This window comes from Actinopolymorpha pittospori (genome assembly GCF_014873875.1).
Classification (GTDB): domain Bacteria; phylum Actinomycetota; class Actinomycetes; order Propionibacteriales; family Actinopolymorphaceae; genus Actinopolymorpha; species Actinopolymorpha pittospori.
Window position 1 is genome coordinate 2486483 of sequence record NZ_JADBEM010000001.1, and the last position, 25008, is coordinate 2511490.

Annotated in this window: 25 protein-coding genes and 2 pseudogenes; 13 read left to right on the forward strand and 14 right to left on the reverse strand. The window is 65.5% G+C overall.

What is annotated here, in order from left to right; all coding sequences use genetic code 11:
- Positions 1-38: 38 nt before the first annotated feature.
- Together HEB94_RS11775 and HEB94_RS11780 are read right to left on the reverse strand one after the other, a co-directional pair.
- Positions 39-1106 carry an acyltransferase domain-containing protein gene (locus tag HEB94_RS11775; protein ID WP_192749932.1) on the reverse strand — a complete coding sequence of 356 codons (1068 nt, stop codon included), beginning with the start codon at positions 1104-1106 and terminating at the stop codon, positions 39-41.
- Positions 1107-1235: 129 nt separating this feature from the next.
- Positions 1236-2498 carry an MFS transporter gene (locus HEB94_RS11780; protein WP_192749933.1) on the reverse strand — a complete coding sequence of 421 codons (1263 nt, stop codon included), beginning with the start codon at positions 2496-2498 and terminating at the stop codon, positions 1236-1238.
- Positions 2499-2677: 179 nt separating this feature from the next.
- Here HEB94_RS11780 and HEB94_RS49180 point away from each other — a divergent pair.
- The 4 genes and pseudogenes from HEB94_RS49180 to HEB94_RS11800 all read left to right on the forward strand — a co-directional run.
- Positions 2678-3671 (forward strand): annotated as a pseudogene (locus tag HEB94_RS49180) (IS256 family transposase).
- Between the two features lie 408 nt (positions 3672-4079).
- Positions 4080-4505, forward strand: coding sequence for a hypothetical protein (locus HEB94_RS11790; RefSeq protein ID WP_192749934.1), 426 nt, complete (start codon positions 4080-4082; stop codon positions 4503-4505).
- Between the two features lie 253 nt (positions 4506-4758).
- On the forward strand, positions 4759-5007 hold the full coding sequence (locus HEB94_RS11795; protein ID WP_192757193.1) for a hypothetical protein: 249 nt from the start codon (positions 4759-4761) through the stop codon (positions 5005-5007).
- Positions 4987-5340 (forward strand): annotated as a pseudogene (locus HEB94_RS11800) (IS110 family transposase); the annotation flags it as partial. The gene HEB94_RS11795 and the pseudogene HEB94_RS11800, both read left to right, overlap by 21 nt.
- Before the next feature lie 66 nt (positions 5341-5406).
- On the opposite strand, the gene HEB94_RS11805 reads toward HEB94_RS11800, so the two are convergent.
- The 3 genes from HEB94_RS11805 to HEB94_RS11815 all read right to left on the reverse strand — a co-directional run bounded on the left by HEB94_RS11805 (position 5407) and on the right by HEB94_RS11815 (position 7332).
- Positions 5407-5910 carry a GyrI-like domain-containing protein gene (locus HEB94_RS11805; protein ID WP_192749935.1) on the reverse strand — a complete coding sequence of 168 codons (504 nt, stop codon included), beginning with the start codon at positions 5908-5910 and terminating at the stop codon, positions 5407-5409.
- A 400-nt stretch (positions 5911-6310) separates the two neighbouring features.
- Positions 6311-6886 (reverse strand): DinB family protein, encoded by a 576-nt coding sequence (locus HEB94_RS11810; RefSeq protein ID WP_192749936.1) that lies wholly within the window; start codon positions 6884-6886, stop codon positions 6311-6313.
- A 116-nt stretch (positions 6887-7002) separates the two neighbouring features.
- The gene (locus HEB94_RS11815; RefSeq protein WP_192749937.1) at positions 7003-7332 is read right to left on the reverse strand and encodes an HIT domain-containing protein; all 330 of its coding nucleotides are present in this window, start codon (positions 7330-7332) and stop codon (positions 7003-7005) included.
- Positions 7333-7572: 240 nt separating this feature from the next.
- Here HEB94_RS11815 and HEB94_RS11820 point away from each other — a divergent pair, with 240 nt between their 5' ends.
- The gene (locus tag HEB94_RS11820; RefSeq protein ID WP_273377810.1) at positions 7573-8613 is read left to right on the forward strand and encodes a phosphotransferase; all 1041 of its coding nucleotides are present in this window, start codon (positions 7573-7575) and stop codon (positions 8611-8613) included.
- 313 nt (positions 8614-8926) lie between these two features.
- Here HEB94_RS11820 and HEB94_RS11825 read toward each other — a convergent pair whose 3' ends face one another.
- Positions 8927-9700, reverse strand: coding sequence for a transposase (locus HEB94_RS11825; RefSeq protein ID WP_192749939.1), 774 nt, complete (start codon positions 9698-9700; stop codon positions 8927-8929).
- 157 nt (positions 9701-9857) lie between these two features.
- On the opposite strand from HEB94_RS11825, the gene HEB94_RS54520 reads away from it, so the two are divergent.
- Positions 9858-10142 carry a GIY-YIG nuclease family protein gene (locus HEB94_RS54520; protein ID WP_420481527.1) on the forward strand — a complete coding sequence of 95 codons (285 nt, stop codon included), beginning with the start codon at positions 9858-9860 and terminating at the stop codon, positions 10140-10142.
- 406 nt (positions 10143-10548) lie between these two features.
- Here the strand turns inward: HEB94_RS54520 and HEB94_RS11835 are convergent, their stop codons facing one another.
- Positions 10549-10893, reverse strand: a complete 345-nt coding sequence (locus HEB94_RS11835; RefSeq protein ID WP_192749941.1) for a hypothetical protein — start codon at positions 10891-10893, stop codon at positions 10549-10551.
- 421 nt (positions 10894-11314) lie between these two features.
- Between HEB94_RS11835 and HEB94_RS11840 the strand changes: the two genes are divergently transcribed.
- Positions 11315-12574: an IS701 family transposase gene (locus HEB94_RS11840; RefSeq protein WP_192748296.1), complete on the forward strand. Its 1260-nt coding sequence runs from the start codon at positions 11315-11317 to the stop codon at positions 12572-12574.
- 265 nt (positions 12575-12839) lie between these two features.
- Complete coding sequence (locus tag HEB94_RS11845) at positions 12840-13289, forward strand: DUF4304 domain-containing protein (RefSeq protein WP_192749942.1); 450 nt, start codon at positions 12840-12842, stop codon at positions 13287-13289.
- Positions 13290-14055: 766 nt separating this feature from the next.
- Here HEB94_RS11845 and HEB94_RS11850 read toward each other — a convergent pair.
- Positions 14056-14574 carry a hypothetical protein gene (locus tag HEB94_RS11850; RefSeq protein WP_192749943.1) on the reverse strand — a complete coding sequence of 173 codons (519 nt, stop codon included), beginning with the start codon at positions 14572-14574 and terminating at the stop codon, positions 14056-14058.
- 64 nt (positions 14575-14638) lie between these two features.
- On the reverse strand, positions 14639-14860 hold the full coding sequence (locus tag HEB94_RS11855; protein WP_192749944.1) for a bacteriocin immunity protein: 222 nt from the start codon (positions 14858-14860) through the stop codon (positions 14639-14641).
- Between the two features lie 419 nt (positions 14861-15279).
- Here HEB94_RS11855 and HEB94_RS11860 point away from each other — a divergent pair, with 419 nt between their 5' ends.
- The 4 genes from HEB94_RS11860 to HEB94_RS11875 all read left to right on the forward strand — a co-directional run bounded on the left by HEB94_RS11860 (position 15280) and on the right by HEB94_RS11875 (position 17014).
- Entirely contained in the window at positions 15280-15459 is a 180-nt protein-coding gene (locus tag HEB94_RS11860; RefSeq protein ID WP_192749945.1) for a hypothetical protein, read from the forward strand.
- A gap of 119 nt (positions 15460-15578) precedes the next feature.
- A complete protein-coding gene (locus tag HEB94_RS11865) occupies positions 15579-15995 on the forward strand; it encodes a hypothetical protein (protein WP_192749946.1) in 417 nt (138 codons plus the stop codon).
- 441 nt (positions 15996-16436) lie between these two features.
- Positions 16437-16799, forward strand: coding sequence for a hypothetical protein (locus tag HEB94_RS49190; protein WP_202897940.1), 363 nt, complete (start codon positions 16437-16439; stop codon positions 16797-16799).
- Positions 16766-17014: a cold shock domain-containing protein gene (locus tag HEB94_RS11875; protein ID WP_192749947.1), complete on the forward strand. Its 249-nt coding sequence runs from the start codon at positions 16766-16768 to the stop codon at positions 17012-17014. Before HEB94_RS49190 ends, HEB94_RS11875 begins: the two co-directional genes overlap by 34 nt.
- An 804-nt stretch (positions 17015-17818) precedes the next feature.
- On the opposite strand, the gene HEB94_RS11880 is transcribed toward HEB94_RS11875, so the two are convergent.
- The 4 genes from HEB94_RS11880 to HEB94_RS11895 form a co-directional block, all read right to left on the reverse strand.
- Positions 17819-18343, reverse strand: a complete 525-nt coding sequence (locus tag HEB94_RS11880; protein ID WP_192749948.1) for a hypothetical protein — start codon at positions 18341-18343, stop codon at positions 17819-17821.
- Positions 18344-18587: 244 nt separating this feature from the next.
- On the reverse strand, positions 18588-19199 hold the full coding sequence (locus tag HEB94_RS11885) for a DUF2625 family protein (protein ID WP_192749949.1): 612 nt from the start codon (positions 19197-19199) through the stop codon (positions 18588-18590).
- Positions 19200-19289: 90 nt separating this feature from the next.
- Positions 19290-20587, reverse strand: a protein-coding gene (locus HEB94_RS11890) for an IS3 family transposase (protein WP_420481508.1) whose coding sequence is annotated in 2 segments (ribosomal slippage) — positions 19290-20293 and positions 20293-20587 — 1299 coding nt in all. Because the reading frame shifts where the segments join, the coding sequence is not laid out codon by codon here.
- A 439-nt stretch (positions 20588-21026) separates the two neighbouring features.
- Positions 21027-21458 (reverse strand): hypothetical protein, encoded by a 432-nt coding sequence (locus tag HEB94_RS11895; protein WP_192749950.1) that lies wholly within the window; start codon positions 21456-21458, stop codon positions 21027-21029.
- Between the two features lie 503 nt (positions 21459-21961).
- Here HEB94_RS11895 and HEB94_RS11900 point away from each other — a divergent pair.
- Complete coding sequence (locus HEB94_RS11900; RefSeq protein ID WP_192749951.1) at positions 21962-22279, forward strand: hypothetical protein; 318 nt, start codon at positions 21962-21964, stop codon at positions 22277-22279.
- A 493-nt stretch (positions 22280-22772) separates the two neighbouring features.
- Here HEB94_RS11900 and HEB94_RS11905 read toward each other — a convergent pair whose 3' ends face one another.
- Positions 22773-24422 (reverse strand): twin-arginine translocation signal domain-containing protein, encoded by a 1650-nt coding sequence (locus HEB94_RS11905; protein WP_192749952.1) that lies wholly within the window; start codon positions 24420-24422, stop codon positions 22773-22775.
- Between the last annotated feature and the right edge of the window lie 586 nt (positions 24423-25008).

The window sequence follows — 25008 nt, forward strand, 5'->3', positions numbered from 1 at the left end:
TGGCTGACACCCTTCTCGCAGTCGTCGCCGGATGAGGCCTAGAAGGGGCGCCAACCGGTTCGTGTGTGCCAGTAGCGTCCCGATCGCCGGTGCGCCACATAGGCCCGTTGGAGTGTGGTGTCTTGCGGTAGCTCGTCGAGGTCGGGTGTGTTGCCGGAGCCGCCGAAGAAGTATTCCTTTACGCGTTCGCATCGGGCGGCCTCTTCGTCGCCTGGGGCGAGGGGGAGTATCTGGAAGTGGCGCTGGAACTGCACGATGTTGGAGCTTGCTGGGAGATAGTCGGCAAGTTGTGGATCCAGCAGCCACGAGGAGCAATGGAAGAGGGCTATCGGCTCCTCGGGAAAGTGCCGGGGAAAGAACTCGCGGGCGGCGTTGAAGGACTCCTCACAGGCGGCGGAGTCCAGGGGGGCTCCTCCTGGGATGTGGACGCCGATCGTGTATCCGCACGGCCCGTCCGAGAAGGAGATGGCGCCGCGGTTGTAGTCCAGCCTGCCCAAGCGGCGGTACAGAGCGCCCCGGAGTTGCAGAGGCGCGCCCCACAGACCATCGAACAGGCCGAGGCCGCTCTGGCCGGTTACCGCTCGGTGGGCGCCCATCGCGTCGCCAAGGACGAGACTGGCCCAGGAGGCCTCGTCAGGGATTCCGCGGACACTGTGGTACCGGCGGACTTCGGGGAGGACTGCGAGGTACGCCCAGACGGCTAGATGCCGACCCACCGCGCCGGTGCGCGCAGGTAGGGCAGGCCAGCCGGCGTGGCCCTCGATCGGCACGACGGCCCCCATCGAATCAACGGTGTGGCGGTAGATGCGGTCGAGTACCCACCACAGGGCGGGATGATGGTGGGGGTCGGGCCGCGCGGCCAGAGTGTCGGCACGGTCGCCGGGCTCAACGTCAAGCTGCGTCAGCAGCTGCTCTGCCTCCACATCGTCGGGCAGGATTGGTCCGCGAAGCTCCACGGCTCGGTTGATGTCTTGCAGCCAGGCGACGGCGCGCTCGGACAGACTCAGCTGGCGTGCCACGTCGCCGATCTCAAGCTGCTCAGCGGCCAGCGACGCGGTACTTCGAAGCAGAGGCGAGGACGTCTTCAGATCACGATTAGTCGACACTGCACACACTCCTTCCACGCTGGAAGGCCGCCGGTTTGTGTGCAGTGACGGCAAGGCGAAACGGGAATCTCGCAGAGCACGGTACTCACCACATGAGACGCCACACAAGCCAACTCCCAGTCGTACGGCTTACGGTCGCTGCGGCAGGTACCATTCCGATTCGGTGTCAGGCGGGTCGGTGCGCAGGTTCCGGGCTTGTGGATCGAGACATAGCCGGAGGCCAACCAGGAGCATCGGAATGGCGGCGACTGCGAATCCCCAGCTGACTGAGTGGGCAAGCATGACCCCGAGCAGCGCGATGGAGACCGGCTCGAGTGCGACGCGCGGCAGACCGATGAGGCTGCTTGTGCGTCCCAGGAACTGACGGGGAGTGCGGGTCTGGATAAACGTCGGCAGCGCAACGTCGCTGGAGTATGCGACGCCGAAGCCAACGACCACCAGGATGGTGGAGGCGGTGAGGGCGTTCGGTGAGATGCCCAGCAGGGCGAAGGCTGTTGCCTCGACGACGGTCATGCCGATGATGAGTAGGCCCCACCGTCGCGGTAGGCCGGTGATCGCGGCTGAGATGGTGCCGAGAAGCTGGCCGACGCCCCATGCCGAGATCAGCGTTCCTAGCGCTATGGCGTTGGTCGAGAACGATCGAGCAAGTGTGGGCAGGCCCACGGCAAACAGGCCGCTGTAGCTCAGTGTGGAGGCACTGACAATCAGCAGGACGATCCGTACTTCGTGGCTTCGGCGGGCGACGCGCAGACCCTCGCCTATGTCCTTGAGTACGACTGAGACGGACAGCGCCTCTTGGTGGGTTGCCTCCCCGCGCGGCGCGGCGCGCACTGTCACGGCTGCGACGAAGAAGGTGAGCGCGTTGAGTTCGATCGCGACGGCAGGGCCAAGCCAGGCAGTCAGCAGGCCACCAAGCATCGGACCCGCGATCATTGCGCCCTGTTCGGCGGCGCCCTGGAGCGCGTTCCCGCGCGGAAGGTGCTCAGCAGGCAGGAGGAAGGGGAGGACGCTTTCGGAGGCCGGGCCGAAGAAGGCTGCCGCTACTCCAGCCACCACAGCGAGCGAGTAGAGCTGCCACATCTGGACGCTGCCGACCCATGTGAGGATGCCTACTGTGGCCACGGCCACCCCCCGAACTACGTGAGTCCAGAGCATGACTGTTCGGGGTGAGAGTCGGTCTGTGATGGCTCCGCCGAACAGCATCAGCAGGCCGCGCGGGATCGCTTGCGCCAACATGACTGACGCGAGTGCAACCACCGAACCGGTTTCCTGAAGCACCAACCAGGCCAGGGCTACGCCGAAGGCGCCGTCGCCGATCATGGACAGCCCCTCGCCCGACAGCACAACAGCGAAGGGTCGGAACCGCAGCGGCACTCTCACCTGGTCAAGCATGCGTGCCTTCCGGTTGCGCGATCCGGGCAGTGTTGCAGGACATGGGCCAGATGGACACTCATTTAGCCCGGATGCACCGACGAGGGGACTGTCAGGAATTTCGTGGGTGAGCCGGTGATCCGGAATGCTGGGGCGTCCGTCCTGGCAGGAGAGGATCATCAGTGTCTGAAGCGGAGAAGCTGGCCGTCGATGCGGCCGAGCTTGAGGGGTCGACGGGTCGCGGGCTGGATGTGCAGATCGCGCATGAGCTTATTGAGCGGGCTCGCGCCGAGGGCGTGTCGCTGGTCGGGCAGGGCGGCCTGTTGCAGCAGGTCACCCGTACGGTGCTGCAGACCGCGTTAGAGACGGAGATGGCCGACCACCTGGGCTATGAACGGGGTGAGACGCCGCCGGGTGGTTCGAGCAACCAGCGCAACGGGACGTCGGCCAAGACGGTGCGCACCGAGGTCGGAGACGTGCGCCTCAACGTGCCACGGGACCGGCACGGCACGTTCGAGCCGAAGATCGTGCCCAAACACGCCCGACGCCTGGAGGGGTTCGACGAGGCGATCGTCAGCCTGTATGCCAAGGGCCTGACGACCGGGGAGATCCAGGCGCACCTGGCCGAGATCTACGACGTGGAGGTCTCCCGGGACCTGGTAAGCAAGGTGACTGACAAGGTGGCAGAGGAGCTGACGGCGTGGGCATCACGGCCGCTGGACAGGCTCTATCCGGTGGTGCTGATCGACGCTATCCACGTCAAGATCCGGGACGGGCAGGTCGCCAACCGGCCCGTCTAGGTCGCGGTCGGGGTGAACCTCGCCGGCGAGCGGGACGTGCTCGGGATGTGGGTCGGCACCGGCGGTGAGGGCGCCAAACATTGGATGACCTGCCTGGCTGAGCAAGCTGTGGCGATCGGCGTGGGAGCAGTTCACGCCGTTCTTGGCATTCCCGCCGGAGATCCGTCGCATCGTCTACACCACGAACGCGGTTGAGTCGCTCAACGCCAGGTTCCGCCACGCCACCCGCCGGCGTGGGCACTTCCCCACCGAGCAAGCCGCGCTCAAGGTGCTCTACCTGGTGATTCGCAACCCCCGACCCAACCGGGCTAACGTCACCGGCAAGACCACCGGATGGAAGAAGGCGTTGAACGCGCTTGCCCTCTACTACGGCGAGCGGATCACCGCAAACTAGAAGGCGATCACCGGCCTCACCCACAAAGATTCGGGCACTCCCTCGCCAGGGGGTCCAGATTCACCCGTCGTTGACAGGCGCCCGGTCGGCCGGCGCGACGGGGCACGAAAAGAGGGCCGCCAGAAGACTGGCGACCATCATCAACTCCCGCTCCGCGGGACCAGGTGCTGCGTGTGGCTGTGCCGGGTCGGAGGCTTTAGCCACCTCGCTTGGTCCGGGACCCTACGAGCGGCGGCCCACGGTGGGCGGTCAAGGGCAGGCAGCCAAGCTGCCCACCGCGCCGGGCAAGGCTACGGGCCGCCACTCTCCCGGACCAACCCAGGCCACCGGCCAAACCCTCCGACCCTCCGTTCCTCCGTGCGCCCGATTCCGCCGCGCAACGGCCCACCGACCTGTCATGATCTCGGCGTGAGCACGACCGAGCATGCGCCGCTCAGAAGTCGTATGCGCACCATTGCCGCGGCCGCTCTGCTGCTCGCTCTGGCGGTCACGATGGGAGCCTTCTTCCTCGACCGAGCAAACACGTTCGTGACAGCCGCGGGAGATCAAGGCTGCCCGCGCACCGTCCTGGACGAGATGTTCAACCTGAACGAGGGCGCCTACCACCAGGGCGAGCCACGCTCCGACGCACAGATCAGCGACCAGAAGAAGGCCTGTCTGCGGGCAGCCCTCCCGTCGATGACAGTAGCCACCACAGCGATGACCGGCGCCGTGCTGCTCCTCCTGGCCGCAGTCGAGCTCCTGACACGCGAGAGCAGGGGCGCGCGGTGGTTCCTGCTCGCCGCCATGGGCTTCGGCACCACGGTCACGCTCGTCGTGGTCACAGCCGCATAGCCCTGAACGACGACCGCCAGCGAGGGAGTCATGGCGTACAGCAGGGAAGTACGGCAACCAGGCCGACCAGAGCCACCCGTTCCTGATCGTTAGTAGCCCGTTGACCTGCGCAAACACACTCCTCCGACTGCCGCGCCCGTTGATGGTATCGAGGTGGTCAACTGACGTGGGTGGCGCCATGAGCTGGTGACGCGGCAGGAGGCCATCTCGAGGCTCAACGACGCCGCAGTGTTGTGGGCTATCGGTTAGGGGAGTGCGACCGACGTCATTCGGGCCGCGGGCCGCCTGTGATGCCCTGGTCGCTGGGGTCGACGGCAGCGAGCTGGAGATACTCGCCGGCGCACCACGTCGCCGGGCCGACGAGGAGATCGGGGATGTTCTGCCCGCGGTCGTTCGCGAGCTGGGACTCCCCGACTTCCCCGAGAATAGCGAGGAAGCCGAAGTCGCAGCACTCAGGATTCTGGCGACCCAGACAGTGGCGGGTGACGACCCCGATCGCTAGACCACCGCCAAGTCTCGCAAGAACTACGCCGGCACATCACCAGTGACCGTCGCATCGAGAAGAAAACAAGCTGTCCTCGCCCGCAACGTCGACAACCGCCGCCTCTACGACGTCATGTAACAGTGGGCGTACTGCTCCCTCACCGCAAGCCCTGGCTGTCGAGCCTTCTACGATCAGCGACGAGCTGCCGGCGACCTCCACCACCAAGCCCTGCGAGCACTCGGCAACCGACTCGTCGGCATCCTCCACGGCCTCCTCCTCCGCCACCACAGCAACTACAACGAACACACTTCCTGGGCCCACCGCGCGACTCCCACAGCCGATGCTGCCTGACCACGGTGAGTCCCGACGTCGCCGTGGCGTCGGGGACTCGTTGGAAGCGGGGATGGGTGGGCCAGGTCAGCCTCTGACCGGCCAATGCAACTCGGTGTAGTGGTTGTCGGGGTCAGGCGTGACGGTTGGGTCTGAGAGCCAGATCCAGCGCAATGGGCCGGCCAGTTCGAGGCCAGCCACTTCGATCTGCGCTCGTAGATTCGCGATCACAGCCTCGACTTTCTCGACGTCCGCCCAGTTGCCCGCGAAATAGGCTGATGCCACCTCGCCTCCGGGAAGAACGGCGGGAATGACACGGCCTTCAGGGGCGCCCGCTTGATCGACGGGCAGTCCAGCCTCCCATCCATCTGCCTTGGGCTCCTGGTGTCCTGGGCTCAAGTCTTCACCGAAGATCGTGTAGGGCGGCCCCGCCGCCGCCAGCCCCTGATGCTCCAGAGCTTGGAACGATTCTCCAATCGCTTCGCCAACCATCTCGTCCGTCCGGTTACTCCGAACGCACAGGACCGGCTGGTCGCTGAGCATCTTGCGCACGATCGCGGTGACGTTCACGTTCGTCTGCTGCGTCGACATAACTCTCCTCTGGGATCGGAAGTGCCGGAGAGCAGCCGTGTACGACTCGCCAGTGCGCTGCATGCGTTGTCGAACGAGTCGCTTGCGATTGCGGTTCGCCGTCATCCGGCCCTCCACGCCCGGCGCTACGCCCCCCAGCGACGGCGCCCGGCAGTGACCGGGACAGCGATCCCGAGGATGTGGTCCCCTTTGCCTCCAACAAGCGGCCCTGCTGGGGAGAACCGACGGAGGTTTGGCGGTGGATCGACGCCACCAAGAGGTTACTCAGCCTGGGCCTGACTCCGCAATGGTTGCGTACCGCAACAACACCGCCGACGCACCCTTGACTGTTTGATCCCTGGGATGTCTAACCCGTGTGTCGGGCTGAAGGATGCTACGGAGGCGATCGGCGGGATTCGAGCTAGCGCGCGGCGGCCGCACGGGCCGCCGCTTCCAGGCGATCGACGTACTCCCGCCGCCACTTTTCGTCCGCACCCTCGTGGAAACCCGACGCGTCAGGCCCGCCGCCGGCGAAGCCGTCGATCAGCTCACGCACAATGTCGATGTGCCCGGCGTGGCGTTGGGTCTCACCCAGCATGTTCAACAGCATCGCGCCCAGCGTCGTCTCCTCGCCTTGCGACCACGGCACCGATCCGATGGCGTCCAGATCCAGCGCACCGATCGTCTCGTCCGCGTGCGCGCACGCACGGCGATAGAAGCCCATGATGTACTCGGCGCCCTCCTCCGGCGTCGCCCACATGTCGCCGTAGTGCCAGATGGATCCATCGGCGACGCAGGCGAGCTGCTCCGGAGCCGGCCGCCCGAACACCTCGCCAAATTTGCCGTACTCCTGCGAGCCCAGGTGTTTGACCAACCCGAGCAAGTTGGTTCCAGTCGGCGTCATCGGCCTGCGCAGGTCGTACTCACCCAGGCCGTCCAGCTTCCACACCAGTGAGTCGCGGGCTGCCCGCAGCTGTGACCACAGCATCTCCTTCATGCCACCACCTTCGCATCGCGGACCGACACTCTCACGGTTGGCCGGGGGAGGCGTCCTACTCACACGCCAGCATCCGCTCCACTCCTCGCGTTCTAAGGCGTCACTTCGTGAGAGCGCTATCGGAGCGGGCTCCCGGCCCCGATATGGAAGTGGAGATGTTTGGAGTCCTGGTACTGACCAAGATTGGTCAAGACGCGGCACGCGCCGTGTTCCGATTCCACTCGGCCTGCGACCTGACGAACCACTGCCAGCAACTTGTGGAGGACTTCCTGGTCAGCGTCGCCGAGGTCGACCAGGGAAGGAACGTGCTGCTTCGGGACTACCACGATGTGAACCGGCCAGTACGGCCTGGTGTGCTGGAACGCCAAGATTTCATCAGTCTCGGCTACTACCTCGATCGGCGTCCGACCACTCAACGCCTCGTCGCAGTAGAAATCCTCGCTCATCGGCCAAAACCCTCTGCTCGCGGTCCATTGCCTCCGACTGTACGGAGATCCGGACTTAGCGCTGTCGGCAGGCCATCCCGCGCTGACAGCTCCAGGCCGGTCACGGTGAACGTGATGCCACTACTAGTGCCTACCGCAGGTAGGTTCGGCCTGGTGTGGGTGGCCGGACTTCGAACCCGGGGACCCTCCGGGCTATACCGAAATGCTGCATAGTTGGGCGGCATGACGCAACGCGAGCGCATGAGGCATCTGAGGAGTCCGGGGCTACCGGACGAGCGGTTGGTCGCGGACGCCACGAACGCGTTCGGATTAGGCAGCCCCTTGAGGCTGGAGCCACTGACCACTGGCTTCATGAACCGCAGTTGGCAGGCGACGACATCGGCAGGCACGTTCGCGGTCAAGCAGACCCTCGACCACAGCCCCGAGCAGGCCAGGCGTCAGCACGCCGTCCTCGATGCCCTGGCGGCACGGGGGTTTCCGGCACCGATCCCGCTGGCCCTTCCCGACGGTGACACCTTGCTCGACCATGCGTGCGGCAGCTTCACGCTCACCCCATGGATGCCGGGGGTACTCCGCGAGGGTGTCGACCTCGCGCCGGCTGAGTGCACTGCGGCCGGCCACCTGCTCGGTGAGTTGCACCACCACCTGGCCGCCGTACTGCCGCCTGAGCCGGACACCGCGGTGTCCCATCACCGCGAACCCGCGACGGATCCACGCGCGGCGCTCGAGGCCATCGACCATTACGCGAGCCTGATTGAGGCCCGACCGGTACCTGATGAGTTCGACGAGCAGGCCCGCCGGATGCTCCGGACTCGGCACGAGCACATCACCGCGCAAGCGCATCTACGGCCCCTCGGCAGTACCTGGCTGGGCCCGTACGGCTGGATGCATGGCGACTTCCAGCAGTTCAACTTGCTGTGGGAGCACGGGCGCATCAGCGCCGTTCTGGACTGGGACCGGCTCTGTTTCGGCTCACTACTCGGTGAAGTCGTACGCGCGGCGGTCTTCCTGTTCATGAACCGCGAGCGAGGTAACGTCGATCTGGACCGGGTGTCGGCGTTCATCGCCGGTTACCGTGCGACCAGGCCCGTTACCGAAGCACAATTGGTCGACGCCGTGCACCGCTGGTGGTGGGACTACCTCTGCGGGCTCTGGCCCTTGGACTGGCACTACGACCACGGTGACACCTCCTGCGACCAGTTCTTCCTCGCCGCATCGGCCCTCCTGTCGTGGTGGTACGACCACCACGACGCAGCCATCGAGTCCTTCACACGTCCATGACCCGACGCGCTGTTCTCAACCGGCTCCTGGCGAAGTTGCTGCGGGACGTCGCGGCGATGTTCGACGGGCACGTCGTCCGCCCCGCGCGATGGTCCCGGCCGTGATCCGCGTGGAGCGCAACAGCTATAACAATGTTCACGTCGCAATCGACGGTGTTCCTCTTAGCTAGGAGGTCAGGTGGACTACATCGATGCGCTTGAGCATCCGACCAGGCTGCGGACAGCCACCGAGGTCTTGGCGCGTCCGTGTCCAGTCCCTAAAGGTTGTCCCGTAATTGATCTTTGGGGGCGTTGAGCCTGTCTGGGTTGGTGGTTCAGTCGGTGGTGAGGGTGAGGTTGCGCATGAGGGCGATGCCTGAGGTGGCGTAGTAGACGCCTTGGCGTTTGCGTCGGCAGTTGCGCAGGATGTTCCAGTTCTTCATGCCGGCCAGTGCGTGTTCGGCTCGGGCGCGGATGCGGCGGTGGCGGGTGTTGATCTGTTCTTTCCATTCCGGCAACGTGGCGCCGGCTGGTTTGCGGAACGGTGTGATGACCCGGGTGCCTTGGTAGCCGCCATCGCCCATCACCGCCATCTGCGCGCAGGCGGCATCGGCGCCAGAGTCGGCGAAGGCGCGGCAGTCGTTGCGGTTGCCCGGCACCGGTTTGCCGACCGCGACCGTCAGGCGGGAGTCGGCGTCGATGACGACCTGCAGGTTGGTGGAGTACCGGTAGTTCTTCGACGACGCCGCGATGCTGCGGTCATGGGTGGGAACCAGGGTGCCGTCCACGATCAGCACCTGCTCCGGCCCCCGGCGGCGCCGCACCGGGCAGAGCACCAGATAGGGGGCGAGATGGTCGACGACCCGACCCGTCGCGGACTTGGAGATCCCGAACAGCAACGCCACCTGCCGCAACGTCAGGTTCGTGCGGTAGTAGACCGCGACCAGCAACACCCGGTCCTCAAGTCCCAGACCCCACCGGCGGCCCGCACCGGTCTGCTCGGCGCCACGAGCCCGCACGATGCCCACCAGCTTGCGGAACTCCCGCACCGACAACCCCGTAAACGGTCGGATCCAGCCATCCGAGGCGGCACTGATCACCTGCACCACGACATGATCGAGGCTGAAGACCGGCCACATGGCCCGACACGCCGATTACGGGACAACCTTTAGGGTTCCCGGTTTGTACGGTTGGCACTTTGACGAAGTTCCCAGCACGATGGTCGGGGCCGGCCGACTCCTCTACGTTGGCATTGCCCCTCGCCACATGACCACCCGAACGAGCAGCCAGAACCTGCGGACTCGAGTGTGCTACCACTTCCGCGGCAACGCCGAAGGGTCGACACTGCGACTCACCCTTGGCTGCCTCCTCGGGCTAGAGCTTCGGCGGCCGAGCGTGGCGCACACCGGCACCGAGCTGACGAGAATGCCTCGACCGGTGTGGGCGAGGATGAGAATCGGTCGTCGTGGCAGTCGGTCGATGACGATGCCGGCGAACAACCCGAAGATGAGCCAGGGTGCCCCACCGATCGCCGCCAAGACTCCGACCTGAGCCGCACTGGCGTGTAGGGCCAGGATGGCGAGTGGGAGTGCGATCCGTCCGAACTGGATGCCGAGCAACGACAGGCTCTGGGCCGACCAGAACTTGAGAAAGTCGGAGTGTCGCCACAGGCCATCAAGACTGCGAAGCACGCATGCCTCCTACACGTGCCCGCCTCAGTCCCTGTTCGACGATATGAAGTTGAGTCCAGCGGCCAGCATCAGCCGCGGCAAGGAAGCGTACGGCAGTAACCGCCCGGCCGACAAGGAGCACCGGCTACCGCCGGGATTGGTCGCCGTGCATCTAGCGTGCAACTAGGCACGGCCCACGAGGGTCATGAGCGGTCTGTCAGGAGTAGTCGCCAGGCGAGACAGCAGCCGCGAGCAGGCCCCCGCGCCAGCCTTCCGAGCTGGTGCTGCTACGCACGCGGTGCGTCTCGCTGGGTTCGCCGGAGCAAGACGAGGCTGGTCGACTTCAGGACGGCCTCAAGCTCGCTCCCGCGCACCGTGGACTCGACATACAGGAGTGTCGGATACTCGGCGTGCTCCGCTTCGGCCGGCTCGTCCAAATCCTGGTTGCGCTGCACAAGGAACGTCTCCGAGTCCGGTGTCCACCAGCCGGCTGTGCGCAGGTAGTCGCCACCACGCCAGTCGCTGTCGTGCAACTCGAACGTGACCCCCAGGGTTCGCTCAAGCTCGCCGGCGACCGTTCCGAGGTCTGACACGCTGCCGTAGAGAAGATCAACGACGTAGCGGGCGTCCATGACGCCATCCTCTGCCCTCCGTCTGCTCGATGCCCCCGAGGTGCCCCCGAACGACCCTTGGCAGCCCTCAACAACCCATGACTACAAGGAGCAATCCACGGTCAGGGACACGGGAATCGAGGGACGACCTGCGGACGTAAACCCACTCGTAATGCGTCGCTCCTGCTAACGCCCTTGCTAACACGAGGCCTGGACGATCATGGACAGCTATCGCTCGTACGGGCCGCTCACGCCCTGGACTCCCGCTCAGGATGGACGATCATGGACCCGGCTGGCAGATCGTAAGCCTGCTTGTAATCGGGTGTGATCCGACAGCTGATGCGCGACACATGTCCGCCGGGTGATCTGCGACAGGGCTAGTAGTACTTTGTTAGGTGTGTCGTTTCGTGTTCTGTGGTTGATGTTCTGACATGGTCGGTGCATGACTCCTGATCAGATAGCGGAGTTGCGGCCGAGGCTTGGCGAGTTCGCAGCCGACATGCTGGGTTGTCTTGCGCGTTCGGATCAGCGTGCCACGGGTGAGTTGTATCTGCGTGGCCTGTTGACTGATGGTCGGCGTAAGTCGATGCAGCCGATGGCGGAGCGGCTGGGTGTGGATCATCAGCGGTTGCAGCAGTTCGTCACCTCCTCGACATGGGATTTCACCGCGGTGCGGCGCAGGTTGAGCTCGTGGGCTGCGCAGGCGATTGGGCCGCGGGCATACGTGATCGACGACACCGGATTCCCCAAGGACGGGCCTGCCTCGGCGTGTGTGGCCTGGCAGTATTCCGGGACGTTGGGCAAGACCGCCAACTGCCAGATCGGGGTGAGTGTTCACGCGGTCAACGACACCTGCTCGGCGGCGGTCGACTGGCGGTTGTTCTGCCCGGAAAGCTGGGACGACAAGGCCTGTGATGATCCCGAGCAGGCCGAGAAGGTCCGCCGGAAGCGAGCCGAATCCAAAGTCCCTGACGACGTGAGGCATGTCGAGAAGTGGCGGCTCGCGCTGGACATGCTTGATGAGCAGACCGAATGGGGGTCGCCGAGGCTTCCCGTCGTTGCCGATGCCGGATATGGGGATTGCACCAGGTTCCGGCTCGGCGTGGAAGAACGTGGCCTGGACTATGTGGTCGCACTCAAAGCCGGCACCAGCGCCCACCCCGGCGAAGCGGAGCCGGTGAGACCGCCACGTAACGGTGGTCGTGGCAGACGTCCCAAGCCCCACTACCCGAAGCCGGCATCGAGTCTGCGCGAGATCGCCATGGCGGCCGGCCGCGATGCCTACCAGGAGGTGGCGTGGCGGCAGGGGACCAGAAAAACGAAAGGTAATCCGAGTGCTGCCATGACCTCGAAGTTCGCGGTGTTCGTGGTACGTCCGGCCAACCGCGACATCCCTCGCGCAGACGATGGGACCTTGCCGGCGAAGCTGCTGCTGGTCGAATGGCCCGATGAGGCGAACGAGCCTACCGACTACTGGCTTTCTAACCTGCCTGCCGACACACCGATCGATCAGCTCGTCGACCTGGCAAAGATCCGGTGGCGGATCGAACATGACTACCGCGAACTGAAAACCGGGCTCGGACTCGACCACTTCGAAGGACGCTCCTGGACCGGCTGGAACCGCCACGTCACACTCGTCGCGATCGCCCAAGCTTTCTGCACCATGGTCAGACTCGACCCAAAACAGGATGCGCCGGCCTGAGCTTGTACGCAGTCGTACACGAGCTACAAATCGTGCTCGCCCTCATCGCCGGCGCATGCCCCACCTGCCGACAAGAAGTCACCATCGACCACATCGAAGCACTCGCCCCACCATGATCGACATGACAAAGTCCTACTAGAAGCCTGCCCGCCACATGACGGACGGCAACGCACGGATCTGCCGATGATGGGGCGTTCTGGCCCAGTAGGGTTGCAGGCGACCGTGACGAGGATCTTGACGTCGACAGCGCCGGAGGGAGACGGCAATGACGCCGCGTGAGGCGATGGATGGCGCCTTGAAGGATGCGATCACACAGCACCTACGTCCAAAGGGATTCACCGGATCTCTACCGCACCTGCGTCGCCGTTCCGACGCCCAAGTCTGCTTGATCAGCTTCCAGTTCTTCTCAGCTGGCGGAAGGTTCGCCGTCGAGGTCGCTGAGTGTGGGCCTGACGGCCTCACTACCTCCTGGGGCAAGCACAAGGCTCCTCACAAGGTGACGGCCCAAGACATCCCCGCGCCTCGGCCGCGACTTGGAAGTGCGGACTTTCCCCAGGGCGATCATTGGTTCGTCTTCGGGCCGCGAAACTACGAGGCGGGCGCGGCGAAGCTGCGGCCCCATGAGGACTACGAAGCGCTCGCTGCTGGCGTGCTGGGGTTTGTCGAGTCGCAGGCAGAGCCATTCTGGGAGCAGCAACTCTCGGCGCGGACGTAGATTCAGCCGACCCGGCGGCGTACCCGTAAGCCCCTACTGCCGCATCGCTGCGGGTGCGGCGTAGATCCAACGCCCTCATCTGCCGCGATCCGGTGCTCGTGCCGATGTACGGGACCATCAGGCCCGGAAGGTCTGGCCGTACCGTTTGGTACACTCCATCGCGTCGCCGCTGACCTCGCGGCCGATCCGGGCGAGTCGAGGTTGGACGGCCGTGGCGGATCTGTTCGAGTGACCACGCGTCGTCGGAGTAGTCGTCGAACGCGCATCCGCCCTCGGCCAGGAGACGCTCAACAAGATCACGCATCTCAGCCTGGTAGTCCCCGCGACCGGACACGCGAACCTCGACCCACACCCCCGCGAGTTCCTGGCCCTCCTGCCGCAGGGCTTCCACCTCGGACGCGGAGAACGAGCCCTGGTCCTCCAACGCCTGGATCAGGTCTTGCGCAGACTCGTAGCGGTTCACACCGACCTCAAGCCGGCGATTGGCAACCCCGAACCATTCCGACCCTGCACGTTCGGCCACGCTATCGAGCAGGGACAGCAGCCGAGGCAGGTCCATGACCGGGAACACCTGCACCGACCTCATGGCCGAAGTGTCTCAGCCGCCCACCCAGACGTCCGCACATGCCGCGATCCGCGCTCTCGCTCTGTCGCACATCACCCGGCGTACGATCGTCGCGTCTCGCCCGCCCAGACGAGTCGTCCCTTGTCTTGACGCAGTAGGTGCTTGACGGAGCTGTGCCAGCTGCTGACGTTTCGCCGCGGCTCAGGCCGCGATCAGTGCATCTCGGAGTCGCCTGGCGAACGCAAGCAACTGGGCGAATGCCTCGAGGTCCTCGGGCGTGACTTCGTGTATCGGTTCTTCGCCCAGGCTCTCAAGGGCGGCATCCAGGACGACGCAAGAGGCTCCGTCCGCCCGCGCTCGGGAGTCTCGAAGTGCTGGAGCCGCCGATAGCTCGGTGAGCGTGACTGCTGCCGCGGCGAGCGGCGGTGCTGTAAGTGAGCCCTCTGAAGCGCTCAGGGCGGCGAGGACGTCGGTTCCGACTTGGCCGGGGCCGAAGCGAAGACTGAGCCACGCGCCCATCACGACCGGTCGCCACGCGCCCATCACGACCGGTCGCCACGCGCCGGCCCTCAGCAGCCAAACGACGTCATCAAGCTCGGCGGTGCGGCCGACCTGGACCAGATCATTCCACACCTCGTCCCCAACCCACGTGGCGTTCAACCTCATCAGATTCAGGTAGAACGGCACCACGAACGTCGTTTCGCGCGGAGTCAGCGCCATACGTTCCAGTCTTGCATCACGCCCGACGGCACCACGCGAATCGAACAGCCCGCTTCTGCCGCTGTCAGAGCTCGATCGGACTGTAACTCAGGGCTCGGTCGACAACCTCGGCCGCCGTGGGCTCGTGATCGAAGTGGTCCGTCGACCAGAAGATCAGCTCGGTAGCTGCGGGGTCGAGAACGCCGCCCTGAAACTCGGCGACCAGACTGTCGACTTCCTCTTCGCTGGAGTAGTCGCCATCCATCAGCCGCTGGACGATCTCGATCAATCGTTCACGCTCAGACACGCATCAAGGGTGGCAGCCAGCCGCGAGTAGCGCCACGCACATGCCGCTGATCCGCGCGGTCGCGGCGACGAGCGGTAACCCCACCGATGAGCCAGACTGGACGGGTGGACACGAACTCGCCGAAGTCCGACTGGGCCGATCGGTTGCCGACCGGACCGCCCCTGCGTGACGAGTTGGCCCTGCTCGTTGATGCCGATCAGGGGCGCGACGAAGCTGAGAACGGCTACTTCGAAAGCACCAACGATCCCCAGTTTGTTGCGACTGAGACGGCGCAGCGACGGTTCAGGGGACAACTGCGGCGGAGGCTCAGACACCGCGGATCGGAGGCACGCGGACGGACGTCCGAGTAGCAAGAACCGACCGCACATGCCGCGACGAGGGCGACACGTCCGTACGGGCAGCGCGGCAGACTTAACCTCGTGAGTGACAAGGACCGTGCTGAAGTCTTCGATCAACTCCGACGTGTCATCACCTGGGAGATCGAGGCTCAGGTGGGCATGCATCGGCCCATCGAACAGCTCCCGGCGATGATCGCTGACACCTTGCTCGACTTCTTTGACATAGCCCTGAAGCCCGGAGCGCAACCGCCCGCTGAGTAGCGCACGCTCATGCCGTCGTCCGCGCTCTCCTGTCCCGTGGATGGCCTCGACGGTAGCGTTCACCCGTGCCGCCATGTATCGACGTCTACGTTTGGGTGCGGAAGGATGAGCGGGCATCCGTGCTGGAGCGGTTCATTGACCGATACGTCGACACGGAGAACCCCGGGGAGCCGCGCTTCGAGGCACTCGTGCGGACCTTGATCGACGGCCTGCCCGAGCCGGGCGACGTCGACGCGCTGGCGGAGTTGCGCCGAGACGACCCTGCGGTGGAGGCGTTCTCCATCTACCTTCGAGCCGTCGACCACTACGGAGCCATCATCACCGTGACCGAGGAGGGTGACCTGGTGCGCGGCCTCGAGCTCGACGATCGGTTCGACGAGCCTGAGTTGCTGGATCAGGCGGCCACCTTGATGGCGGCTCTCAAGCAAGAGTTTGGGGCGGCTGGCGGCCTTGCCGGCGTCGAGCTGCCGCCTCCACAGTCCGCATCGGAGTGGGCTGACGACGCACTCGTGATGCTTCGAGATGGACGCGTTTAGAGGCGCACGCACGTGCCGCGATCCGCGTACTCGGCGTCGCACATCACCTGGCGGACGAGCGTCGCGCATCGGTCGACGGAGCACAGGACTTTTAATCGGGTGACTGCCGAACCGACCTCTCTTGAGGTCAAGGCGGCGCTGACGCGGCGCTGCCCCCCGGCCGCCCTGCGGGCGGCGCCGGGGCGCCGTCCTCGGGCTCACCGGGCGGACAGGCGACGCATCTCGTCGCCGCTGGCTGGTCATCACTGTGAAGTGACACGCCCCGTCCTCCTCGCATGCCAGTCTCCGGCCTCCACTCCACGCGTCAAGGGCGCGTGTCGGCGTCGCTGACGCGATCTTCGACCCTTGACCCGCTCCGTGCCGGCCTTCAATCTGGCTGGTTGCGAGGATGACGGGAACCAGTGGTCGCTGGGCATCTTCCGTCCGTGGAAGTATGACCCCGTGCAGCAGCTGGACATCCCTGTCCTGGTCGATCCCTGGCAGGACCTATGCAACCCGGACCAGGCCATCGCCAGCCAGGTCCATGACCTCACTCGCGAGCTGCTCGCCGAACTCGCGCACGGCCACCCGCTGCATGGCGCTCCCTTCACGATCATCGGCAGGTCCTACGTGCGAGACGACGTCCTGCTCGACACCCCGCACGGCTGGGCCCTCGTCCACCTGACCTTGGACCCGCGACCCAGAGCCGCCGCCGTATCCCTTCACGCGATTCTTCGCCACGGCAGCAGCCGTCGAAGCGGCGATCGACCTCGACACGTGAGGTCGAGGCCATGGCAAAGCACCGGAAGCGCGATCAGACCGTAACGGGCGTCGTCGAGTGGTACGACAGCGATGAAGGCTGGGGCGCGATCACAGCACCCGAAGTCCCCGGTGGCTGCTTCGTCCACTTCTCAGACATTCAGATGCCCGGATTCAAAGAGCTCCGCTCCGGCCAACGGGTGCGATTCACCTTCGAAACCCCCGGGTTCCTCCAGGACGGCTACCGGTATCGCGCCCGCGCAGTCTGGCCACTTGACTAGCTAGAGGGCGGGCGCGCGGGTGGACGGTGGAACTCGAGGAACCCGTCAGGACATCAGCGCCTGACCGGTCCTGCCTCGCTCGACCGGCTCCGCGGGCTTGGATTCTGTCCGAGCCCGGCTAGTTCTGTCACCATGTGCGCGTGGATGAGGAGCGAGGCGTGGGCGGTGCCCCAACGTGGCTCATCGTGGGCGCGAGGGTTCGGCACCAGGCTTTCGGCACGGGTTCCGTCGCCCGTGTCGGGTACTACAAGGGGATCCCGAGTGTCTGGATCGACTTCGATGCCGGTGCCCGCAGGGCGTTGGATCTCCAGATTGCGCTTCCCTTTCTCACGTCCGACGACGGTCGAAGCGCAGCTACGTCACCCGATCCGCGCCAAAAGTGTGATGTCTGTGGCGCCCGTCCTGTCGTGCTTGACGTTGCCCATGCTGGCGGCCACATGCGCCTGTGTGAGGCACACCGTAGCGAAGCAGGCGAGCACCTCGGGCAGTCGAGACACCGGGGGTTCTGGGCCAGGCTGACCCGTAAGCGGAGTTCATGACGTCGGTGGATGCTGACAGAAGGTCAGGATGGAACTTGAATCTGAGTCGGCGTGCCCTTCGCGTGCCCCAAGCCAGGGCCGTTCATGGTCCCCAATGGTCAACCACAGGCAGGACGGTCGGCCTCGGACGCCGCGACGGTCCACGTTCAGCGCAGCCTGACCGACGGAGATGCCTTTGCAAGGCAGGGGTTGATCCGTGTGTCTTGGCCGACCGGCCCGCCTTCAGAGAATCCGGCCAATGAGCATCGCGCGTGTCATCGTCCAGTCACCCAATCAGAGGTGTGCCAGGCCCACGGTCCAGAATGGCGGCGAGATCGTCGAGGGTCGCGGCGAACTCCACAGCCTCCATCTCGACCACGAAGACCGCTCCCGCATGCTCGGGATGCTTCACCAGGTGCTCATCCCGCCAAAACTGGAATGTGATCACCAGGCGAGTCCCGTCGCGGAAGAGGAAGGCCAACAGGTTGTCGGTCGTGGGTCCCCAATGGTGGAAGAGCCAGAACTGCTGGCGCAGCTCGTCATCCTCAACTTCGTTCCCAGACCCAGCGAGCAGCCGCCGATGTGTGGCTACGAGAGGTAGGCCGGCGAAAGGCGGAGATGAACCCTGGCCGGACCGCACCCAGGCAGCGGTGTCACTTACAGAGCTTCGGAACTGGGGGACGAACGCCGTGTTGTCGTCACAGGTCAACCACTGGCCGGCGGCCCACAGGTCTACTCGACGAAGCTCCGGACTGTCCCAGCCGCCGACCTCGGCGGCGAACCTGAGCTTGTCACCCAGCAACGTCGCCACCCGGGCATCATGGCAGACGACGCCCGTGGGCAACTACCGGGCCATTAGGCCGGGTGAACGAGGCTAGCGGGAGCACGACCACACCCGGACCGTTTCGACATCTTCCAAGCTGGTCATAACCTTCGTCCTTGGACGCGTGATAGGACACACGGCCACGGGAACGAGCGGGCTGGCTTCCGCGAGACGCCTACACCGGCTTTGATGCATGCCGCAGGTCATCGTCGACCGCAGTCCGCATGGTCACTCAACTCAGTTGCTTCGCCAGCTCGTGATGGAAGTAGATCAGCTCGGCCATAGGAACGGCCTTCCGAGAGGCATTCGCAAGGTCCTGACCTTGGACGGTTGAGGGCGGTGGCCAGGTATGTATTCCTTCGGAGAGGCCCAGCGCGGCCACTTCCGTCTCCCAACCGGGCCAGCGGAGCGCGTCGTAGAACTGCGTCAGGGAGCCGGTGAGGACAGCGTGCAGCCAGGCGGCATACCCCTGCTCCAAGTCCAGCCAATCAAGTGTGTCGGGTGCGAAGTAATGGACTGTCGGAGGCGCTCCGGGTTCGGCCGGCACCCAAGCGAACTGGCCGCCGAGTACGTCGAACCCGATAACGAGGCCCCGCGACGCTGGATCTGCATCAGTCGCCACGTCAGGGAGGTCCGTCCCGCCACTGCCAAGCACTCGCAGCCATCCATGATCGACACAGATCCCGCCCGTATGAGTGATGACTGCCCCCAACCACGACCTCACCGTGATGCCCAGATTCGCCAAGCACGACTCCGCGCGATCAGCGTCTGGGGCCAGCATCTCAACCGGATAGCGCGCCGCCTGCGCCGCCGCAAGAATCTCGTCCCATGCTGCGCTGTCCACGTCAGCAGTCTGTCACTCACCTCAAATCCTGTCTCCCCGGCGGGCAGCTGTCCTGCCGGATGAAGCGCCCCGGGTTTCGTGGAGACTCGGTTACTTGGATCCGACCGCTGCGGGGACGGGTGTTTCAGGGTAGTGCTCGGTCGTGAGGCTGGCCCAGTGGTTGGCCTCGAACTCTGCCGGCGGGATCAGTCCGATCTCGCCGTGGAGGCGTCGGTGGTTGAACCAGTCGATGTACTCGGCGACGGCGATCTCGACGTCACCGACGGACTTCCAGCCCCCGCTGGGGCGCATGGCCGGGTTGCGGATGCACTCGGCCTTGAACAGCGAGTTGAACGCCTCAGCCATCGCGTTGTCATACGAATCGCCCTTGGAACCAACCGAGGCGACGGCCTCGGCCTCGGCCAGCCGCTGGGTGTAGCGGATGGCTCGATATTGAACTCCGCGGTCTGAATGGTGGGTGAGCCCGGTGACGTCCTGCCCGGCTCGCTGCCGGGCCCACAGACCCATGTCGAGCCCATCCAGGGCCAGGTCGGTGCGCAGTGAGGTAGACACCTGCCACCCCAGGACCATGCGGGAGAACACGTCGAGCACGAACGCGGCGTAGACCCAGCCCGAGTGGGTGCGGACATAGGTCAGGTCCGCCACCCAGAGCTGGTTGGGAGCCTGGGCGAGGAACTGACGCTTGACCAGATCCTCGGGACGCTTGGTCTCGGCGCCCTCGCTCAGCGTGGTCTTGCGGGTCTTGTCCCGCCTGATCCCGGCCAGCCCCTCGGCTTTCATCAGGCGTTCGACGGTGCACCGGGCGACCAGGGTGCCCTGCCGGTTGACCTCGGCGTGGACCTTGCGGGCGCCGTAGACACCGAGGTTGTCGGTGTGGACCTGACGGATCACGGGCACCAGTTCGGCGTCTCGGATCGCTCTGGCCGAGGCCGGTCTGGTCTTGGCTGCGTAGTAGGTGCTCGGGGCAATCTTGGTCCCGCCAGAGGACAGGACTTCACAGATCGGCTCGACCCCGAACCTGTCGCGGTGGGCGTCGATGTAGTCGACCAGCACCGCTGTCGGCACGCTTACTTGATCTTGCGGTCGAGCTCCGCGGCCGCGAAAAACGCCGACGCCGTTCGCAGGATCTCATTGGCTCGCTTCAGCTCACGGTTCTCTCGCTCCAGGTCCGCGATCCGCTTGGACTCGTCGCTGCTCGTGCCGGGCCGGACCCCGCCGTCGATCTCGGCTTGGCGCACCCATCCACGCAACGTCTCCGGATGCATCCCCAACTGCTCCGCGATCCGAGCGATCGCACCCGGCCGACTCGCCGGGTCCTTACGCGCCTCCACCGCCATCCGGGTGGCCCGCTCACGCAGCTCGTCGCCGTACTTCCTCGGTGCCGCCATGACTCTCATCCTCCATGGATTGAGAGCCTCCACCAGACCCGGGGCGCTTCAGGACGTGCGCCTGAGATACCCCCGAACGACCCTCACCAGCTGTCAATGATCATGGCTCGCCAGCATTGATGCCCGCTCAGCGGCAGCGGGACGAAGCGGCGAACTGCGCAGAGAACCCACTCGTAATGCGCCGCTCCTGCTAACGCCCTTGCTAACACGAGGCCTGGACGATCATGGGCAGCTATCGCTCGTGCGGGCCGTTCGCACCCGGAAGTCCCGCGCAGGATGGACGATCATGGACCCGGCTGGCAGGTCGTAAGCCTGCTTGTAATCGGGTGTTGCCGAACCGACCTCTCTTGAGGTCAAGAGCGCCGCTGACGCGGCGCAACCGCCCGGCCGCCCTGCGGGCGGCGCTAGCGCGCCGTCCTCGGGCTCACCGGGCGGAGACTCACTCGGCACGCCGCTCGCCATGTTCGGCCGAATAGAGCACCTGGCCGGTCGTCGCATCCACGATGACGGTATCGGTGAACAGTGTCCGGCGGTGTATCTCCTGGTCCCGCTCCCGTGACTTGCGCGGGCCGCGGATCACGCCGGGCACGTCCCGCCAGGTCAGCGCCCAGACGAGTCGATCCGTGAGTTCGTAGCCGCCGCTGGTCGTGGGGTGGTCCTCGTCGGCAAGGACACCGCCGTTCGCGATCATCAGCTCGGTCTCGGGCTGACCAGGGCTATCCCAGACGCCCTGCGCCTGCGCGATCGCCTGTTCCGCGGAGACCTGCGGCAGGGTTCCGGCCGGTGCGGGCACGACCACCAGGCGCCCGCTGTCGTAGCGGCGACAGCCAGCCGGCGAGGACGCAGGCTCCCCCCGTTCCGGCCGATCCATGACTCAAGTGTGCGCCGAGCCCCGCCCACCCGATGGGTCAAACCCAGGTGGGCGCGGGCTGAGGCCACCCACGAACGTCTCGGCCCCGCCCTCCTCGCAGGCCAGTCTCCGGCCTCCGCTGCGCGCGTCAAGAGCGCCTTCGGCGTCACACGTGATCGGCTCCGCCGACTCCTGACCCGCTCCGCTACGACCTTCAATCTTGCTGGTTGCGAGGACGACGGGGAAGTTTGGTTGGCTACCAGGCACGACGACGGCCAGGTCGCCACGCCAGCAGCCGTGCGCGGTGCCGGGTGCGCTGCAGCGGCGTGCCATTAGGCCAAGCCGCAAGCGGTCGACGAGCGAGCCCGGCGGCCCTGCACAGAACACGGGTGCGGACAAGCTGTCCGACCGACGGAGAGAGAAGCCCTCCGGAGCGAATCTAGACGGCGCGAGTGGCGTGGCCCACACTATGGCGAGCTGGACTTGTCTGTGATGCCGTTCGAGAGGGGACTCGCGTGTCGCACATGGACGGGCTACCGGTAGCGGGCTCGCTGTCACCGGAACAGATCGCCGAGCTCAACAACCGTGCTCTAGATGCCGATGCTGTCAGTGGACTGCCGGTGGATGGCCCGTTCGATCCTGATCAGATCGTTGAACTCGCACGGACAGACGTCCGTGCCTTTCGCGACACGATATTGCGGGCGCCAGTCGATGGGCCGTTTAGCCCGAGCGAGATACTCCGGCTGTCCCGGCTGGAAATCGACTCGCTACGGCAAGTTCGTAACGACTCCGACGGTCCGATGAGTCCCGATGCCTTCGTCCGGGCGGCCGAAGCACGCTAGACACCCTACCGGCCGACGCATCGTGCAACCCGCGTGCAATTAGACAAGGCACGTGCCGGTCACGAGCGGTCTCTTAGAGGTAACCATCAGGCGGACACGAGCCCCCACCAGGCACGCCCGCCAGCCTTCCAAGCTGGTCGTCTTGGGCGCCTCCGACTCGCGAGTCCCTGTTTTGTCCCTGATCCGACTTGGTTGTCCGGGTCCTGACTGGCCGCCGCGGCTAGCTTCGTCATCAGGCAGGAGTTCGGTAGGGATACCTTGGACTACAAGACCAAACCGTTGGCGCGCGGATACATCGGCACGGCCTATGAGGACGCGACACGTACGGTGGTTGTCGTCGTCGACCCGGAGCTGGTCGATGTCCAGACGTTGACCGACCACCTGACCGCGGCAGCCGCTGGGGGCGACGTCTCAGTGCGCGTGGAGCCGGGGGACGCCGAGATACGCAAACTCGCCCGCGTCGACCCGCTCATCCTCTCAGTTCGGCGTACGCTCAGGCGTCGAGGGCTGGGAGGACCTTCTGCTCGTACCAGTCGCGGAAAGCCTCCTCGTAGAACGTCGGCGAGTGGGTCCGCCAGAACCTCTCGTGTGCCTCGTAGTACTTCCGGGCGTCCGTGACGAACTCCTCGTCCGGAACGCTCGACGTGAAGCCGACCGTTTGGCTGTTACGGACCTCCTCGGTACGCCGCAGGTCACCGGCGGCATCGGCCCGGCCGGGCTCGAAAAACCACTTCGAGAACGCGTCGTCGATGGCCTCGGACGTCGGTCCGGTCTGGTCCTCGGCGGGGATGTACCACGCGGTGACGGGGATGAGGGGATGCGCGGTCGCCGCCCGGATGGTATCCATGAACTCCTTGCCCCACGCCTCGTCCGGCGAACCCGGCATGTTCTCGAGCGAATCCCTGAGTACCGGCGTGATGTTGGCGGAGCTGTAGACCTGCTTGAGGTCATTGGTCTTGTCGTACAGAAAGTTCGTCTGGCTGACGAAGCCCTCCCCGACCATGAACAGATAGAGGTCGAAGGCCGCAGCGAGCTCGTCGTCGTCCAGATCTGGACTGAACGACACCGAGTCGATCTGCCCCTGCGACACCCCGGAGGCGCCGTAACCGTTACGCCCCATCGGGAGCGGCATCCAGCCGACCACTTCTTCCAGCGGCTTCTCGAGGTTTTTCGCCAACGTCATGTGGGTGGTGTCGGATGTGGGCGAGGAGGTGTAGTAGACGACGTTGTTGAGGTGCATGCAGGCCTCACCGCGGATGAAGGCGTTCCAGATCTCGCCGTCGCCGAACGCAATGTCGGCCAGCACCGACTTGTCGTCGAACCGCATCGCCCGCATCTCGCCGATGATCTGCGCCCAGTAGTCGACGTTGGCCGCGTAGTCCCAACGCCAGTTCCAGGAAGTGTCAGGCGCCGGAAGCGTGGTGAGCAGGCCGAATCCTTCGGCTGAGACAATGTTTTCCAGCCCCCAATCCTGCAGCGCAATCCCCTTGCGCTTGCCCTCGGTCATCCCGGCGGCGAGCTCCCGGACATCGGCCCAGGTCCAGTCAGGCGTGGGTAGCTTGAGGCCGAGTTCCTCGATGAGGTCGCGGCGGTAGTGGATCCCGTCTCCTACGTTGTAGGAGGACGGCCCGGCGTAGTAGCTGCCGTTGACGGTCCAGGTCTGCTCCCAGAGCGGCTTGGCATAGTCGGCCAACCGTCCGATGAGCTTGCTGTCTTTGACCAGCTCGGTGACGTCGGCCGCGAGTCCCTGCAGGAACGCCGAGCGGATGCCGGCGTCGCCCCAGCCACCGATCACGTTGCTGACGAACGCCGCGGGCGCCGTGCCACCAGCGAGGGCGGTGGTCATCGTCTCCTGGTCCCAGATGTCAACCGCGACCCTCTTGAGCGAGACGCCCGGATTCTTGTCGAGCCAGGCCTGCAGTGCCTGGGCGTACGCCTCGTCTCCGACGGACGCCTTCCGCTCTTCCTTGGTCGGCATTGGTCCGTACGGCCCCTCGGTGCTCACCGACAGGGTCACGTCGGAGGAGCCCCCGAGACCGCCGCTACAGGAGCTCGCGAAGACGCCGGCGCCCAGTGCCGCGCCAAGGGCACCCGCCGCCTTCAGGAACTCCCGCCGAGACGTGCACTCCGACAAGCCGTTCACCACTCCCCGTGAACCTCGCCCGCGCATCGCTTCACCTACCCGACCTCTTCAGTGAAGGGCTGTTCGGTGCCTCCGCCAGCCCCGTGGCACTCTGGCCGACTGCTCTGAAACGCACGCCACCGATGCAGCGGATCGTACCAGTTGGACCAACCTGATTCCAGACCGCGAAGGTCACGCCTGGACAGGCGTCCGGAGCCGGCACGACGGGCCTGCACGACGCTGGACGAGGCGACACAACCGGCGCCTCCTACCTGTGCCGCGCACCTCGCCGACGCGGCCGCGTCACCCTCACCCTCCACCGGATCTCCACCCCCGCCGGGCACACCGCCATCCGCGTCATCCCTCTCGGGGGGGCAGCGGTTGGGGTAGTGGCGGCCGGAGACCTGGCGTTTGCGGCGGCCCTGGTGCTCTACCTCCGCGATCATCCAGCGCGGAGGTGACGAAAGTAGAGCGCCCTGGCGCCGTGTCTTCCTGACGTCCTGGCGCTATAGCCCACGCAAGTAGAGGCCGGGACACGCCCTGACATAGGAGTTCCCGGCCTCTTCGGTCGATGGGTTTCCTGTTGTCAACGACGGCTGAAGTTTGA

Excerpts from the sequence above, each read along its gene's own strand:
- HEB94_RS11780 (WP_192749933.1), bottom strand. The coding sequence starts at position 2,498 with ATGCTTGACCAGGTGAGAGTGCCGCTGCGGTTCCGACCCTTCGCTGTT.
- HEB94_RS11805 (WP_192749935.1), bottom strand. The coding sequence starts at position 5,910 with ATGTCGACGCAGCAGACGAACGTGAACGTCACCGCGATCGTGCGCAAG.
- HEB94_RS11810 (WP_192749936.1), bottom strand. The coding sequence starts at position 6,886 with ATGAAGGAGATGCTGTGGTCACAGCTGCGGGCAGCCCGCGACTCACTG.
- HEB94_RS11815 (WP_192749937.1), bottom strand. The coding sequence starts at position 7,332 with ATGAGCGAGGATTTCTACTGCGACGAGGCGTTGAGTGGTCGGACGCCG.
- HEB94_RS11820 (WP_273377810.1), top strand. The coding sequence starts at position 7,573 with ATGAGGCATCTGAGGAGTCCGGGGCTACCGGACGAGCGGTTGGTCGCG.
- HEB94_RS54520 (WP_420481527.1), top strand. The coding sequence starts at position 9,858 with ATGACCACCCGAACGAGCAGCCAGAACCTGCGGACTCGAGTGTGCTAC.
- HEB94_RS11835 (WP_192749941.1), bottom strand. The coding sequence starts at position 10,893 with ATGGACGCCCGCTACGTCGTTGATCTTCTCTACGGCAGCGTGTCAGAC.
- HEB94_RS11840 (WP_192748296.1), top strand. The coding sequence starts at position 11,315 with ATGACTCCTGATCAGATAGCGGAGTTGCGGCCGAGGCTTGGCGAGTTC.
- HEB94_RS11845 (WP_192749942.1), top strand. The coding sequence starts at position 12,840 with ATGACGCCGCGTGAGGCGATGGATGGCGCCTTGAAGGATGCGATCACA.
- HEB94_RS11850 (WP_192749943.1), bottom strand. The coding sequence starts at position 14,574 with ATGGCGCTGACTCCGCGCGAAACGACGTTCGTGGTGCCGTTCTACCTG.
- HEB94_RS11875 (WP_192749947.1), top strand. The coding sequence starts at position 16,766 with ATGGCAAAGCACCGGAAGCGCGATCAGACCGTAACGGGCGTCGTCGAG.
- HEB94_RS11895 (WP_192749950.1), bottom strand. The coding sequence starts at position 21,458 with ATGGATCGGCCGGAACGGGGGGAGCCTGCGTCCTCGCCGGCTGGCTGT.
- HEB94_RS11900 (WP_192749951.1), top strand. The coding sequence starts at position 21,962 with ATGGACGGGCTACCGGTAGCGGGCTCGCTGTCACCGGAACAGATCGCC.